This window comes from Streptomyces sp. NBC_00683, from assembly GCF_036226745.1.
In the GTDB taxonomy this organism is placed as follows: domain Bacteria; phylum Actinomycetota; class Actinomycetes; order Streptomycetales; family Streptomycetaceae; genus Streptomyces.
In genome coordinates this window covers 6,215,800-6,230,508 of the sequence record NZ_CP109013.1, presented here as the reverse complement: position 1 = coordinate 6,230,508, position 14,709 = coordinate 6,215,800, and the positions used below count along the sequence as shown (strand labels likewise).

The window sequence follows — 14,709 nt, the reverse complement described above, 5'->3', positions numbered from 1 at the left end:
GCACAGTGCGGGAGTGTGGAGTGAAGCGCTCGGGCCCTTCGTCCGGATCGTGCCGGACCTCGCGAGCCCGGCGCGCTCCGAACGCAAGGACCCGGGTCAGCCGGGGATCAGCCCGTCGTCTCTGAGCATGGCGCGCACTTCTTCGAGGGTCGCGTCAGGAGACGGCAGGATCAGCTCGGACGGCTCCAGGGAGTCGTCCGGCAGCGGCGAGCCGAGCTCGCGCACCTTGTCGAGGAGCGCGTGGAGAGTGGTGCGAAAGCCGGGGCCGTCGCCGCTCTCCATCTCCGCGAGCAGTACGTCGTCGAGCTTGTTCAGCTCGGCGACATGACTGTCGGCCAGTGCTACCTGGCCCTCCCCCATGATCCGTACGATCATGACGCCGCCCTTACTGCTTGTCGAACTTGTGCGGGGACTGCTGCGACTGCGGTGACGAGTCCTGCGCACCGCCTTCGATGGCCTGCTGGGAAGAGGAGGAGCCGCCGGCCAGTTCGGCCTTCATGCGCTGCAGCTCCAGCTCTACATCCGTACCACCGGAGATCCGGTCCAGCTCGGCGGCGATGTCGTCCTTCGCCGTCCCGGTCGGGTCGTCCAGGGCACCGGAGGCAAGCAGCTCGTCGATGGCTCCGGCGCGCGCCTGCAGCTGCTGGGTCTTGTCCTCGGCCCGCTGGATCGCGAGGCCGACGTCACCCATCTCCTCGGAGATACCGGAGAACGCCTCGCCGATCCGGGTCTGCGCCTGGGCGGCGGTGTAGGTGGCCTTGATCGTCTCCTTCTTCGTACGGAAGGCGTCGACCTTGGCCTGCAGCCGCTGGGCCGCGAGAGTGAGCTTCTCCTCCTCACCCTGCAGCGTCTGGTGCTGCGTCTCCAGGTCCGTGACCTGCTGCTGGAGGGCGGCGCGCCGGGACAGCGCCTCGCGGGCCAGGTCCTCGCGGCCGAGCGCGAGCGCCTTGCGGCCCTGGTCCTCCAGCTTGGACGACTGTCCCTGCAGCTGATTCAGCTGCAGCTCCAGCCGCTTGCGCGAGGTCGCCACATCGGCGACGCCGCGGCGTACCTTCTGAAGCAGCTCCAGCTGCTTCTGGTACGAGTAATCGAGGGTCTCGCGCGGATCCTCGGCCCGGTCAAGGGCCTTGTTTGCCTTCGCGCGGAAGATCATTCCCATACGCTTCATGACACCGCTCATGGGCTTCGCGCGCCCCCTTCTGACGGACTGAGCTCCAGCACTCCAACAGAACCCACAGTACGGGCCCTGCCTCTATTACCGCACTGTTCGGGTACGGATGTGCTCCTACCCAAGGACGACTGCCACCTGCGACCACTCCCGCCCAGGGAGTAGAGGAACATCAGGGAAACCGGTGGCGACGTCCGTTCTGCCCCTGTCGGGACACCTTTCAGGACGCAGGCCGTTGCCGGATCGTTCCCGCCCGGTCCTGACTTGCCCGGACCGACCCCGTACCCTTGGGTTTTGTGTTCCGTAGCCGTTCCAAGGAAGAGAAGGCCCCCACCGACAAGGTGACGGCGGACCTCTCCAAGCAGCCCCGCGACCCTCAGGCTCCCAAGGGTCGCCCCACCCCCAAGCGCAACGAGGCCCAGACGCAGCGCCGACGTGCTTCGAGCGGCACGCCGACCGATCGCAAGGAGGCCACGAAGCGACAGCGCGAAGCGCGCCGCGCGGACCTGGCCAAGCAGCGTGAGGCGCTCGCGTCGGGTGACGAGCGTTATCTCCCCGCACGTGACAAGGGGCCCGTGCGGCGCTTCGTCCGTGACTTCGTGGACTCACGCTTCTGCATCGCGGAGTACTTCCTTCCGCTCGCAGTGGTCATCCTGATCCTCAGCGTGATCCAGATCAAGAACATCCAGAACATCTCGCTGCTGCTCTGGCTCGGCGTGATCGTGCTGATCGTGGTCGACTCCATCGGCCTCGCGTTCCGGCTCAAGAAGCAGCTCGCCGAGCGCTTCCCGGACACCCCCAAGCGCGGTGCCGTGGCCTACGGCCTGATGCGTACGCTCCAGATGCGCCGACTGCGGCTTCCGAAGCCGCAGGTCAAGCGGGGAGAGCGGCCCTGAGCACGGAGATCTCCGGCTTCACGGGGGTCTCTTCCCAATGGCTGGACGGGCTCGGCGGACTGCGCAACACGGTCCGCCAGGAGCTCGTCGCCCGGCAGCTGGACGAGCAGATAGCCGCGCGCTTCCCCGTGGGGCGGCGGCTGCGGGTGCTCGACGTCGGCATGGGCCAGGGCACGCAGGCGCTGCGGCTGGCCCGGGCCGGGCACTCGGTGACCGGTCTGGAGTCCGACGGCGAGATGCTGCGGACCGCCCGGGAGTCCCTCGCGGGCGAGCCCGAGGGCATCCGGGAACGGGTGCGCCTCATCGAGGGCGACGGCCGCGACACCGGGGTGCACTTCCTGCCCGGCAGCTTCGACGTCGTGCTCTGCCACGGCGTCCTGATGTACGTCTCCGAGCCTGATCCGATACTGGCCGGCCTGGCCCGGATGCTGGCGCCCGGCGGGCTCCTCTCGCTGCTCGTGCGGAACGCGGACGCGCTGGCGATGCGTCCCGGGACGGCGGGAGACTTCGGCGGGGCCCTCGCGGCGTTCGACACGGATACGTACACCAACCGGCTCGGCCTCCTCGTGCGGGCCGACCGGCTCGGCGCGCTGACGTCCACGCTCGCAGGGATCGCCGCGCCGCTGCACGCCTGGTACGGCGTGCGGGTCTTCACCGACAACGTGAGCAACGACGACGAACTGCCCGGCGCCCAGGAGCTGGAGCGGGTGCTGGCCGCGGAGGACCGGGCGGGGCGGACCGATCCGTACCGCAGGGTGGCGGCGCTTCTGCATCTGTGCGGGGTGCGCGGCTGAGGGCTGTCGGGACAGCCCTCAGGAGCCCGCCGGGCGGTACGTCTGATCGGCCCATCAGCGCAGGCCCCTGTCCTGGGCCCCCGCCCATACTCCGGGCATGGACGCATCCCCCTCCCGCGGCCGGGCCCGCCGCCTGCTGCTGCCTCTGACCGCCGCTGCCTGGGCGATCGCCCTGGTGGGCGGCTGTTCCGGCGCGGGTTCCTCCCCCGCCGACGCCCGGGTGCAGCAGGGTGCGGTGGCCCGGGCGACGGATGATCTCGAGAGCCGGTACCAGGACGTCATCAGGGATGTACTGCCCTCGGTCGTACAGATCGGCGCCGACGACAGTCTCGGCTCCGGCATCGTCTACGACGACAAGGGCCATATCGTCACGAACGCCCACGTCGTGGGGAGCGCGAAGACCTTCGACGTCACCGTCGCCACCGGTGAGAAGGGGCTCAAGGCCTCCCTGGTCTCCTCCTATCCGGAGCAGGACCTGGCGGTCGTCAAGCTGAACGACATCCCCGGCGGGCTGCGGGCCGCGAAGTTCGGCGACGCGGAAAAGGTCCAGGTGGGGCAGATCGTGCTGGCGATGGGTTCGCCGCTCGGCCTGTCCAGCAGCGTCACCCAGGGCATCGTCTCCGCTCTGGGGCGGACCGTCAGTGAGAGCAGCTCGGGCGGGGGCACCGGCGCGACGCTCGCCGACATGGTGCAGACGTCGGCGGCGATCAACCCCGGCAACAGCGGCGGGGCGCTGGTGAACCTCGACAGCGAGGTGATCGGCATCCCGACCCTCGCGGCGGCGGATCCGCAGCTGGGCGGCAGCGCGGCACCCGGGATCGGATTCGCGATCCCGGTCTCCATGGTGCGGACGGTCGCCGACCAGATCATCAAGTCCGGCAAGGTCACGGACTCGGGCCGGGCGGCACTGAACATCACGGGCCGCACCGTCGTCGACGGCGACTACCAGCCGGCCGGTGTCGCCATCGTCAGCGTGCAGAAGGACGGGGCCGCGGAGAAGGCGGGCCTGCGCACCGGAGACGTGATCACCGCGATCGACGACACCCCGATCACGACGATCACCTCGCTGTCGGAGGCCCTGGCGGGCGAGAAACCGGGCGAGCAGGTCACGGTGACGTACTCGCGCGGCGATTCGAAGAAGACGGTCCGGGCCACCCTGGGCGAGATCTGAGCAGACGCCTCGGCACCCGGCCCGGCACCCTGGCGGGCGGCGGGCCGGATCTCGGTCGCGGAGCAGGGCAGCCGGAAGGCCCTAGTCGGCCTGGAGGCTCATCGGGCCGTAGATCTTCGTCGCGTCCTCGAACAGCGACACCTGGTCGGCACCGCCCTCCAGGAGCTCCTTCCAGAACTCACCGATCCAGGACTCCGCATCGCCCTGGGTCGTGAACTCCTCCGGCTGCAGAGCCGGCTCCGTCTCCGTACCGTCGGACTTCTCGAACCGCCACGTCCACGCCATGTCCGCCTCCTGGGTCACGTTGCTGCCCGAAGCCTAGTACCTGGCCCGGGCGCGCAGGTGAAGCATGGACGCGGGAGGATCAGGAGCGTGGAACTGACTCTGCTCGGCACCGGAGCCCCCGACGGGCTGCCGCGGCCCGACTGTCCCTGCGCCGCCTGCGCGTCCGCCCGTGGTGCGCGGGCGCGGGCCGCGACCTCCCTGCTGGTCGACGACGCGCTGCTGCTCGACCTCACCCCGGGCGCCGTGTTCGCCGCGGCCCGTGCCGGCCGTTCGCTCACCGGCGTACGCCAGGTACTGCTGACCCACCCCCATGACGGGCCCGCGGTGGAACTGCCCGCCTCGCTCCCGTCCGCGGGGCGCGTACCGGACGGCCAGGAGCTGACGCTGATCAGCGGGCACCGGGTGCGGGCGGTGTCGATGGACGCTCCGGGCACCGGGTACGAGGTGACGTCGCCGGAAGGCGAGCGGATGCTCTACCTGCCGCCGGGGGCCGCGCCCGCCGGTCTGGCCGACCGGATGGCGGAGCCGTACGACATGGTCGTCGCCGATGTGATCGCGCGGCCCGACGCCGTGGCCCGGCTGCGGGCCGTGGAGGCGATCGGGCCCACCACCGAGGTCGTCGCCGTCCACCTGGACCACGACGCACCGCCCGGCGACGAGCTGCACCGCAGGCTCGCGGCCGCCGGGGCGCGGGCCGTGCCGGACGGGACGACGCTGAGGGTGGGCGAGTACCACGCGGTGCCCGAGATGCCGCGGCGCACGCTGGTGACGGGTGGCGCACGGTCGGGGAAGTCGCTGGAGGCCGAGCAGCGCCTGGAGACGTTCCCCGAGGTGGTGTACGTGGCAACGGGCGGCCGGCGGAACGGCGACGCGGAATGGGCGGCCCGGATCGGGCTGCACCGCGAGCGCAGGCCCGCCGCGTGGCGCACCGAGGAGACCTGCGAGCTGGTGGCCATGCTGGAGGCGGACGGTCCGCCGCTTCTGATCGACTGTCTGTCGTTGTGGCTGACGGACGCGATGGACCGGGTGGAGGCCTGGGACGACGCCCGGTGGGCGGACGGTGGCGAGGAGGCACTGCGGGAACGGGTCGCGGAACTGGTCCGCGCGGTCCGCGGGACGCGCCGTACGGTCGTCGCCGTGACCAATGAGACCGGATCGGGTGTGGTCCCCGCGACGGCCTCCGGGCGGCGCTTCCGGGACGAACTGGGCCGTCTGAACGCCGCGTTCGCCGACGAGTGCGAGCAGGTGCTGCTGGTGGTGGCGGGGCGGGCGCTGGTGCTGCGGGGCTGAGCCGTGCGGACGGGGTCGGGCTGGGCCGCGAGTCGGGGCGGGCCCGCCTTCGGGCGGGTGCGCGGCCCGGGGGCGCGGAAAGCTGCCGGGTACTGTTCCGCACAGGAGCCCTCCGCCGGGTTCCTGCCCACCATGTGACGACCCGCGAGGCAGACCCCCGTGAATCTGGACGACTTCTCCGACCTCATCGAACGCCCCGACGGCGGCGTACGGCGCGACGCCGAGGAACGCCGGGAACGGCTGACCGTCCCGCCCGGCGCTCTCGGCCGGCTCGACGAGCTGGGTGAGTGGCTGTCGGCCGCCCAGCAGTCCGTACCGGTCAAGCCCGTGGACCAGCCGCGTGTGGTGCTGTTCGCCGGTGATCACGGGGTGGCGGAGCTGGGGGTGTCCGGCCGGGAGGCCGGCACCGCTCACGAGCTGGTGCGGGCCGCGCTGGACGGTGCGAGCCCCGTCGCGGTGCTGGCCCGCCGCTTCTCCGTCCCCGTACGGATCGTGGACGCCGGTCTGGACTGCGACCCCGGGCTGCTGCCGGAGGCGGTCGTACGGCACCGGGTGCGGCGCGGCAGCGGCCGTATCGACGTCGAGGACGCGCTGACGGCCGAGGAGGCCGAGCAGGCCGTACGGCTCGGCATGCGGATCGCCGACGAGGAGGCCGACTCCGGCACCGATCTGGTGGTGCTCGGCGATCTGAGCGTCGGCGGTACGACGGCGGCCTCGACCCTGATCGCGGCCCTGTGCGGCACGGACGCCTCCGTGGTGACCGGGCGCGGCGGTGCGGGCATCGACGATCTGGCGTGGATGCGCAAGTGTGCCGCGATCCGGGACGCGTTGCGCCGGGCCCGGCCCGTTCTCGGCGATCAGCTGGAGCTGCTGGCCGCGGTGGGCGGCGCGGACCTGGCGGCGATGACCGGTTTCCTGCTGCAGAGCGCGGTGCGCCGGATGCCCGTGGTGCTGGACGGGGTGGTCTCGGCGGCCTGCGCACTCGTGGCCCAGCGGGCGGCCTTCAGGGCGCCGGACTGGTGGCTGGCGGGTCAGGTGAGCGGTGAACCGGCGCAGATGAAGGCACTGGACCGGATGGCGCTGACGCCGCTGCTCGATCACGGGGTGACCGTGGGCGAGGGCAGTGGGGCGCTGCTCGCGCTGCCGCTCGTCCAGGCCGCGGCGGCGCTGGCCTCCGAGTTGCCCGAACGGGCGGAGGAGCCTGTGGAGAAGCCCGCGGACGAGACCGCCGAGGACGCCGAGGAGGAGGCCTCCGGGGAGGGCGAGCCCGCGGGGACCACCACCGCCTGATCTCAGCCTCCCGGGCCGGGCCCCGGCAGCGGTGTCCGGTCGGGGGCCCCGCCGATCAGGTCCTGGAACCTGCGGCGCGGCCCCGCCCAGCGCACATCGTGGTGGTACGCCCTCAGCACCGCCCTGGCGCGCGCCCGGTGCCGCTTGCGGTAGAAGCGTCTGGCCCACGGCGAGGCCGGCCTGGCCAGCCGGAGCGCGGCGAACAGCGCGATGAACGGGATGAGGGTCCCGATCACCGCCATGCGGGCCTTTCCCTTGAACAGGGCGATCAGCACGAAGCCGAAGTTGACGGTGTACGTGAGGACGACGCCCAGTCTGTTCTGCTGCTGGTCGCCGCTCAGTTCGTCGACTCCGAGCGGCGAGAACCCGGCGAGGACGAGCACGACGAGCGATGCGGTGAGGACGACGACCTCCACGCTCTGACGGCCCTCCTCGGTCCAGTACACGTCGTCGAGGTGCATGATCAACGCGAACTCGTCGAGTACCAGACCTGCCCCCACTCCGAAGACGACCGCCCAGATCCCGGCGGCGGCTCCGTGCTGTCCGGAGGCGACCGCGCCGAAGCCGCCGACCACCGAGAGAACGACGCCCGGCACCACATGGTGGATGTGCACCCCGCCGGGCGTGATGTTGCGGAACGGCCCCTTCCCGGCCCTGATCATCCGGGTGATGAAGCGGGTGATGGCGAAGGTGAGCACGAAGGAGCCCAGCGCGAGCAGCAGCGGGAGCTTGCCCGGCTCGACGATGTTCTGGTGAAGCCAGTGACCCATGCCACCTACTCCCGATGATCCGTTATGCGGCTTCCGGTGTGTTTTGCCCAATCTAGCGCCGAGCGGCACCGGCTAGCCTGCGCGCGGTGACCTCCCTGAACAGCCACGGCCTGCGTTTCGCCTTCGGCACCCTGACCGTGCTCCCCGTCCGTGTCTCCCGCTGGGACCGCGAGGCAGCCCGCGCCGGCATGCTCTGCGCCCCGCTCGCCGGACTCGTCGTGGGACTGCTCGCGGCCGTGCCCGGGGTGCTGTTCCTGCTCGCCGGATCGGGTCCCCTGCCGGCGGCGGTCGTCTCCGCCGCCGTGCCCGCCGCCCTGACCCGCGGCCTGCATCTGGACGGGCTCGCGGACACGGCCGACGGGCTCGGCAGCGCCAAGCCGGCCGAGGACGCACTGCGGATCATGAAGCAGTCGGACATTGGTCCGTTCGGTGTCATCACCCTGCTGTTCGTCCTGCTGGCACAGGTCGCGGTCCTCTTCGAGCTCTACGGGCAGGGCTGGGCACACGGCGCCCTGGGGGCGGTCGTCGCCGCGGTCACCGCCCGGCTCGCGCTCACTCTGGCCACGCGCCGGGGTGTCCCGCCCGCCCGTCCCGAGGGCCTCGGCGCGGCGGTGGCAGGCACGGTCGCGCCCCGTGCGGCACTGGCCGTGGCCGTCGTGGCGGTGGCGGGCTGCGCGGGGGCGGGGGCGCTCCTCGGGGGGTACGGGGCGGTGCACCACGCCCTCGCCGCGCTGGCCGGTCTCGGGGCCGCGCACCTGATGCTGCGCCACTGCGTGCGGCGCTTCGGCGGGGTGACGGGCGATGTGTTCGGCGCCCTGGAGGAAACCGCGGTCACCGTCGCCCTTGTGGCGCTCGTCCTCGGCTGAGGGCTGTCAGCAGGTCCGGCGCCAGACCCCGAGTTCGTACTTCTTGAGCAGCGAGCTCAGCCGGAGCTTCCGTGACCCGGGGCAGAAGTCCGCGACGGGCACTTCGTACTCCGCGTGGAAGACGGCCTTGCCCGCCTCGATGAACGGTGTCAGCGTCTCGCATTCGTCGTACTGCGCGCACTGTTCGTTGACCGCGAAGTCGAAGTCGTCCACCAGCTGCGGGATCTGGGGCAGGTCGTTCTTCAGGCCGACGGCCAGGTGGTGGCGGTGGGCGAGGCGGGCGATCAGCCGGTTGTAGCGCAGCTGGTCGTCCGCGGTGAGCGGGAAGCCCGTGGTGTTGAGGTAGCCGTCCATGTTGTCCGGCTCCACGGCGTCGAAGCCCTTCTTCGCGCACATGGCGATCCGGGCCTCCATCAGCGGCTCCAGGATGTCGGTGCGGCGGATGTCGAGCCACCACTCCCCCTCCCAGCCGTTGCTCTTCCCGCGTACGGAGGCGGGGAACTTCCCGGCGTCCGGGCGGAAGTCCTCCCAGGCCCCGGTGGAGAGGTAGCAGATGACCTTGCGGCCCTTGCGGTGCAGCGCGGCCACCGTCTTCGCGTCCTGGTCGAACCCGTCGATGTCGTAGACGGGCGCGTCCACTCCCGTGTCCACCCGGCCGGAGAGCTGCCACTGCCAGTCCACGCCCGGTTCCGGCTGCCAGCGCTGTCCGGCCGTCGGCCGGGCCGGGTCCGCCGGCTCCGCGGCCGGGGCGCAGCCGGCCAGTACGGCCAGCAGCACCAGCACGGCGCAGGGCACCGGCCGTCGTGTCCTTGCGCCCCGCATGTCGTCTCCCCCCGCTCACCTGCCCAGGTCAACGACCCTATCCCCGTGGTCCGTTCCGCCGTACGGGGCCTGCCGGCCCCGGCGGCGTACGGCCGGACGGCCCCGCCCCTGTGAGCCGGAAGCAATGGCGCGCGTAGGCTCATTCCCGGCGCATTGCGGCGGCATCTACGATGCGCCGGGCACGGTCGGCCCACCCCTCGACCGGTACACAACTCAACGGAAGCGAGAATTCACCACCGTGACTGCTCTCACTCTCAGCACCGCAGGTGCGGCGACGCTGCGCGCCGACGCACTCGTCGTCGGCATCGCCAAGGGCACTGGGTCCAAGGCCGGGGCCCTGGTCGTCGCACCGGGCGCCGAGGCCGTGGACAAGGCGTTCGACGGAAAGCTCGCCACCGTCCTGGAGACCCTGGGCGCCTCCGGTGCCGAGGGCGAAGTGACCAAGCTTCCCGCACCGTCCGGTCTCAAGGTCCCCGTCGTCGTCGCGGTCGGGCTCGGCCCGGTCCCGGAGAAGGACGACGCGTACGACGCGGAGGCACTGCGTCGCGCCGCCGGCAGCGCCGCCCGTGCGCTGACCGGGACGAAGAAGGCCGGTTTCGCACTGCCGACGGAGTCCTCCGAGGACGCCGAGGCCATCGCCGAGGGCGCCCTGCTGGGCGCGTACGCCTTCACCGCCTACCAGGGCGGCGAGAACAAGCTCGCCCCCAAGGGCAAGAAGGACAACGGCGCGAAGCTGCCGCTCGCCGAGGTCGCCCTGCTCGGCACCAAGCCGCGCGACAAGGCGTTCAAGGCCGCCGCGGAGCGCGCCACCGCGGTCGTCGAGGAGATCAACCGCGCCCGCGACCTGATCAACACCCCGCCGAACGACCTGTACCCCGAGTCCTTCGCCGCGGTCGCCACCGCCGCCGGCAAGGAGCACGGCATCAAGGTCCAGGTCCTCGACGAGAAGGCTCTCGTCAAGGGCGGCTTCGGCGGCCTGCTGGGCGTCGGCCAGGGCTCGACGCACGGCCCCCGCCTCGTCCGGCTCGGCTACACCCACCCGAAGGCGGAGAAGACCCTCGCCCTGGTCGGCAAGGGCATCACCTACGACTCGGGCGGCATCTCGCTCAAGCCGGCCGGCCACAACGAGACGATGAAGTGCGACATGAGCGGCGCCGCCGCCGTGTTCGCCGCCGTCGTCGCGGCCTCCCGTCTCGGCCTCCAGGTCAATGTCACCGGCTGGCTGGCCCTCGCCGAGAACATGCCGTCGGGCAACGCCACCCGGCCGGGTGACGTGCTGCACATGTACAGCGGCAAGACCGTCGAGGTCCTCAACACCGACGCCGAGGGCCGGCTCGTCCTCGCCGACGCGCTGACCCGCGCCTCGGAGGAGAACCCCGACGCGATCGTCGACGTGGCGACCCTGACGGGCGCGATGGTCCTCGCCCTCGGCAACCGCACCTTCGGCGTGATGGCCAACGACGACGCCTTCCGTACGGCCATCCACGAGATCGCCGAGGAGGTCGGCGAGGCGTCCTGGCCGATGCCGCTCCCCGCCGACCTGCGCAAGGGCATGGACTCCCCGACCGCCGACATCGCCAACATGGGCGAGCGGATGGGCGGCGGCCTGGTGGCCGGCCTGTTCCTGCAGGAGTTCGTGGGCGAGGGCATCGCCTGGGCCCACCTGGACATCGCGGGACCCGCCTTCCACGAGGGCGCGCCCTACGGCTACACGCCCAAGGGCGGCACCGGATCCGCGGTCCGCACCCTGGTCAAGCTGGCGGAGCGCACGGCCGCCGGCGACCTCGGCTGAGTTCCACACGGCATTCGCTGCGCCGTTCGCGCGCAGCGATACGGCCCCGGGCATACGTCCGGGGCCGTACGTGTTCTCCGCAGGGGCTCTGACCGGCCTCTTTCCGAAACTTTGTACGTATCGCCAACGGTCCGGGCCGGACCTCCGTCCGGCTCAGACCAGGGGCCCGCGTCCCGCTCGCCCTCAACAAGTGCGAAGATGGGTTCTCGGCAGGACAGGGCCCCCACCACAGGGCCGAACAACACAAGCGGCCGAACACCAGCCGACCGGCCGGTCACACCCCAGCGAGGGGCCCGGCGTACGGCGCACATGCATGGAGGACGTGACGTGGCGAACGACGCCAGCACCGTTTTCGACCTAGTGATCCTCGGCGGTGGTAGCGGCGGGTACGCCGCGGCCCTGCGCGGAGCGCAGCTGGGCCTGGACGTCGCACTGATCGAGAAGGGCAAGGTCGGCGGCACCTGCCTGCACAACGGCTGCATTCCCACCAAGGCGCTGCTGCACGCCGGAGAGATCGCCGACCAGGCCCGCGAGGCCGGTCAGTTCGGTGTCAAGGCCACCTTCGAGGGCATCGACATCGCGGCCGTCCACGCGTACAAGGACGAGGTGATCTCGGGTCTGTACAAGGGCCTGCAGGGTCTCATCGCCTCGCGCAAGGTGCACTACATCGAGGGTGAGGGCCGGCTCTCGTCGCCCACCTCGGTGGATGTCAACGGCCAGCGCATCCAGGGCCGCCACGTCGTGCTCGCGACCGGCTCCGTGCCGAAGTCGCTGCCCGGCCTGGAGATCGACGGCAATCGCATCATCTCCTCGGACCACGCGCTGAAGCTGGACCGTGTCCCGAAGTCCGCGATCGTCCTGGGCGGCGGCGTCATCGGCGTCGAGTTCGCCTCGGCGTGGAAGTCCTTCGGCACCGAGGTCACCATCGTCGAGGGCCTGAAGCACCTGGTCCCCGTCGAGGACGAGAACAGCTCGAAGCTCCTTGAGCGCGCGTTCCGCAAGCGCGGCATCAAGTTCAACCTCGGCACCTTCTTCGACAAGGCCGAGTACACGCAGGACGGGGTGCGTGTCACCCTCGCCGACGGCAAGACCTTCGAGGCGGAGGTGCTGCTGGTCGCGATCGGCCGCGGCCCGGTGTCGCAGGGTCTGGGCTACGAGGAGGCCGGCGTCGCGATGGACCGCGGCTACGTCCTCGTCGACGAGTACATGCAGACCAACGTCCCGACGATCTCGGCCGTGGGCGACCTCGCCCCGACCCTCCAGCTCGCCCACGTCGGCTTCGCCGAGGGCATCCTGGTGGCGGAGCGGCTGGCCGGTCTCAAGACCGTGCCGATCGACTACGACGGCGTGCCGAAGGTGACGTACTGCCACCCCGAGGTCGCCTCCGTCGGTATCTCCGAGGCCAAGGCCAAGGAGATCTACGGTGCGGACAAGGTCGTCGCCCTCAAGTACAACCTCGCGGGCAACGGCAAGAGCAAGATCCTGAAGACCGCGGGCGAGATCAAGCTCGTCCAGGTCAAGGACGGTGCCGTGGTCGGCGTCCACATGGTCGGTGACCGTATGGGCGAGCAGGTCGGCGAAGCCCAGCTGATCTACAACTGGGAGGCGCTGCCGGCCGAGGTCGCGCAGCTCATCCACGCCCACCCGACGCAGAACGAGGCGATGGGCGAGGCTCACCTGGCTCTGGCCGGCAAGCCTCTCCACTCCCACGACTGATCCAGTCCCGGGCGCGACGACCGACCACTTCCGCACTTTCGTAAGGAGCAACTGAAACCATGTCGGTTTCCGTAACCCTTCCGGCGCTCGGCGAGAGCGTCACCGAGGGCACCGTCACCCGTTGGCTGAAGGCCGAGGGCGAGCACGTCGAGGCCGACGAGCCGTTGCTCGAGGTCTCGACCGACAAGGTCGACACCGAGATCCCGGCCCCCGTATCCGGCGTCCTGGCGTCCATCAAGGTCGCCGAGGACGAGACCGTCGAGGTCGGCGCCGAGCTGGCCGTCATCGACGACGGCTCGGGCGCGCCCGCGGCGGCAGCTCCGGCTGCCGAGCCCGCGGCCGCCCCGGCTCCCGCCGCCGAGGCTCCGGCGCCCGTCGCCGAGGCCCCTGCCGCTCCGGCCCCCGCGGCCGCTCCGGCTGCGGCCGGTGGCGCCGAAGGCACCGACGTCACCCTCCCCGCGCTCGGTGAGAGCGTCACCGAGGGCACGGTCACCCGCTGGCTGAAGGAGGTCGGCGAGGAGGTCACGGAGGACGAGCCCCTGCTCGAGGTCTCCACGGACAAGGTCGACACCGAGATCCCCGCCCCGGTCTCCGGCGTGCTGCTGGAGATCGTGGTCGCCGAGGACGAGACCGCCGAGGTCGGCGCGAAGCTCGCCGTCATCGGTGCTCCGGGTGCCGCCCCGGCCGCTGCTCCGGCAGAGGCAGCACCGGCTCCCGCCGCTGCTCCGGCAGAGGCAGCTCCGGCTCCGGCCGCCCCGGCTGCTCCGGCTCCGGCCGCTCCCGCGCCCGCCGCTCCGGCAGCTCCGGCTCCGGCTCCGGTGGCGCCCGCCGCCCCGGTCGCGGCTCCGGCCGCTCCGGCGCCCGTGGCTGCCGCTCCGGCACCGGTCGCTCCGGCCGCGCCTGCCGGTGACGACGGCGCGTACGTCACGCCGCTGGTCCGCAAGCTCGCCGCCGAGAACGGCGTCGACCTGGGCGCGGTCAAGGGCACCGGCGTCGGTGGCCGTATCCGCAAGCAGGACGTCGTCGCCGCCGCGGAGGCCGCCAGGGCCGCCGCTGCCGCTCCGGCTCCGGTCGCCGCTGCCCCGGCGGCGAAGGCCGCGCCGAAGCTCGAGGCGTCCCCGCTGCGCGGTCAGACGGTCAAGATGACCCGCATGCGCAAGGTCATCGGCGACAACATGATGAAGGCGCTGCACTCGCAGGCCCAGCTGACCTCGGTCCTCGAGGTCGACATCACCAAGCTGATGAAGCTGCGCAACCTGGCGAAGGAGTCCTTCGCCGCCCGTGAGGGCGTCAAGCTGTCCCCGATGCCGTTCTTCGTGAAGGCGGCGGCCCAGGCGCTGAAGGCCCACCCGGTCGTCAACGCCCGGATCAACGAGGACGAGGGCACCATCACGTACTTCGACTCGGAGAACATCGGCATCGCCGTGGACGCCGAGAAGGGTCTGATGACCCCGGTCATCAAGGGTGCGGGCGACCTGAACATCGCCGGTATCGCGAAGAAGACCGCCGAGCTGGCCGGCAAGGCCCGCGGTGGCGGCCTCACCCCGGACGACATGTCCGGTGCGACCTTCACCGTCAGCAACACCGGTTCGCGCGGTGCGCTGTTCGACACCGTCATCGTGCCGCCGAACCAGGCAGCCATCCTGGGCATCGGTGCCACCGTCAAGCGTCCGGCGGTCATCGAGACCGCCGAGGGCACCGTCATCGGTGTCCGCGACATGACGTACCTCTCGCTCTCCTACGACCACCGTCTGGTGGACGGCGCGGACGCCGCCCGTTACCTGACGACGGTCAAGGCGATCCTCGAAGCGGGCGAGTTCGAGGTCGAGCTCGGCCTCTGAGGCACGCA

14 protein-coding genes are annotated in these 14,709 nt (G+C 71.4%); 9 read left to right on the top strand and 5 right to left on the bottom strand.

The features are described from left to right. Positions 1-96: 96 nt before the first annotated feature. Together pspAA and OG257_RS27795 are read right to left on the bottom strand one after the other, a co-directional pair. Positions 97-375 (bottom strand): PspA-associated protein PspAA, encoded by a 279-nt coding sequence (gene pspAA, locus OG257_RS27800; protein WP_329211865.1) that lies wholly within the window; start codon positions 373-375, stop codon positions 97-99. A gap of 10 nt (positions 376-385) precedes the next feature. Beyond that, on the bottom strand, positions 386-1,168 hold the full coding sequence (locus OG257_RS27795; protein WP_329211863.1) for a PspA/IM30 family protein: 783 nt from the start codon (positions 1,166-1,168) through the stop codon (positions 386-388). A 296-nt stretch (positions 1,169-1,464) separates the two neighbouring features. On the opposite strand from OG257_RS27795, the gene OG257_RS27790 reads away from it, so the two are divergent. From OG257_RS27790 to OG257_RS27780, 3 genes are all read left to right on the top strand, one after another. Further along, the gene (locus OG257_RS27790; RefSeq protein ID WP_329211861.1) at positions 1,465-2,064 is read left to right on the top strand and encodes a DUF3043 domain-containing protein; all 600 of its coding nucleotides are present in this window, start codon (positions 1,465-1,467) and stop codon (positions 2,062-2,064) included. A gap of 59 nt (positions 2,065-2,123) precedes the next feature. After that, complete coding sequence (locus OG257_RS27785) at positions 2,124-2,858, top strand: class I SAM-dependent methyltransferase (RefSeq protein WP_329215385.1); 735 nt, start codon at positions 2,124-2,126, stop codon at positions 2,856-2,858. A gap of 97 nt (positions 2,859-2,955) precedes the next feature. Beyond that, positions 2,956-4,029 carry a S1C family serine protease gene (locus OG257_RS27780; protein WP_329211859.1) on the top strand — a complete coding sequence of 358 codons (1,074 nt, stop codon included), beginning with the start codon at positions 2,956-2,958 and terminating at the stop codon, positions 4,027-4,029. Positions 4,030-4,110: 81 nt separating this feature from the next. Here OG257_RS27780 and OG257_RS27775 read toward each other — a convergent pair whose 3' ends face one another. Continuing rightward, complete coding sequence (locus tag OG257_RS27775) at positions 4,111-4,314, bottom strand: hypothetical protein (protein ID WP_327119322.1); 204 nt, start codon at positions 4,312-4,314, stop codon at positions 4,111-4,113. 87 nt (positions 4,315-4,401) lie between these two features. Between OG257_RS27775 and OG257_RS27770 the strand changes: the two genes are divergently transcribed. Then, entirely contained in the window at positions 4,402-5,604 is a 1,203-nt protein-coding gene (locus OG257_RS27770; protein WP_329211857.1) for a bifunctional adenosylcobinamide kinase/adenosylcobinamide-phosphate guanylyltransferase, read from the top strand. 159 nt (positions 5,605-5,763) lie between these two features. Further along, positions 5,764-6,894, top strand: a complete 1,131-nt coding sequence (cobT, locus tag OG257_RS27765; RefSeq protein ID WP_329211855.1) for a nicotinate-nucleotide--dimethylbenzimidazole phosphoribosyltransferase — start codon at positions 5,764-5,766, stop codon at positions 6,892-6,894. Between the two features lie 2 nt (positions 6,895-6,896). Here cobT and OG257_RS27760 read toward each other — a convergent pair whose 3' ends face one another. Further along, complete coding sequence (locus OG257_RS27760) at positions 6,897-7,664, bottom strand: hypothetical protein (RefSeq protein WP_329211854.1); 768 nt, start codon at positions 7,662-7,664, stop codon at positions 6,897-6,899. A gap of 86 nt (positions 7,665-7,750) precedes the next feature. On the opposite strand from OG257_RS27760, the gene cobS reads away from it, so the two are divergent. Further along, complete coding sequence (cobS, locus tag OG257_RS27755) at positions 7,751-8,530, top strand: adenosylcobinamide-GDP ribazoletransferase (protein ID WP_329211852.1); 780 nt, start codon at positions 7,751-7,753, stop codon at positions 8,528-8,530. Positions 8,531-8,536: 6 nt separating this feature from the next. On the opposite strand, the gene OG257_RS27750 is transcribed toward cobS, so the two are convergent. After that, the gene (locus OG257_RS27750) at positions 8,537-9,352 is read right to left on the bottom strand and encodes an endo alpha-1,4 polygalactosaminidase (RefSeq protein WP_329211850.1); all 816 of its coding nucleotides are present in this window, start codon (positions 9,350-9,352) and stop codon (positions 8,537-8,539) included. 238 nt (positions 9,353-9,590) lie between these two features. On the opposite strand from OG257_RS27750, the gene OG257_RS27745 reads away from it, so the two are divergent. From OG257_RS27745 to sucB, 3 genes are all read left to right on the top strand, one after another. Then, positions 9,591-11,144: a leucyl aminopeptidase gene (locus OG257_RS27745; protein ID WP_329211848.1), complete on the top strand. Its 1,554-nt coding sequence runs from the start codon at positions 9,591-9,593 to the stop codon at positions 11,142-11,144. A 327-nt stretch (positions 11,145-11,471) separates the two neighbouring features. Then, positions 11,472-12,860, top strand: a complete 1,389-nt coding sequence (lpdA, locus tag OG257_RS27740; RefSeq protein ID WP_329211847.1) for a dihydrolipoyl dehydrogenase — start codon at positions 11,472-11,474, stop codon at positions 12,858-12,860. Between the two features lie 59 nt (positions 12,861-12,919). Next, positions 12,920-14,701 carry a 2-oxoglutarate dehydrogenase, E2 component, dihydrolipoamide succinyltransferase gene (gene sucB / locus OG257_RS27735; RefSeq protein WP_329211845.1) on the top strand — a complete coding sequence of 594 codons (1,782 nt, stop codon included), beginning with the start codon at positions 12,920-12,922 and terminating at the stop codon, positions 14,699-14,701. Positions 14,702-14,709 lie beyond the last annotated feature (8 nt).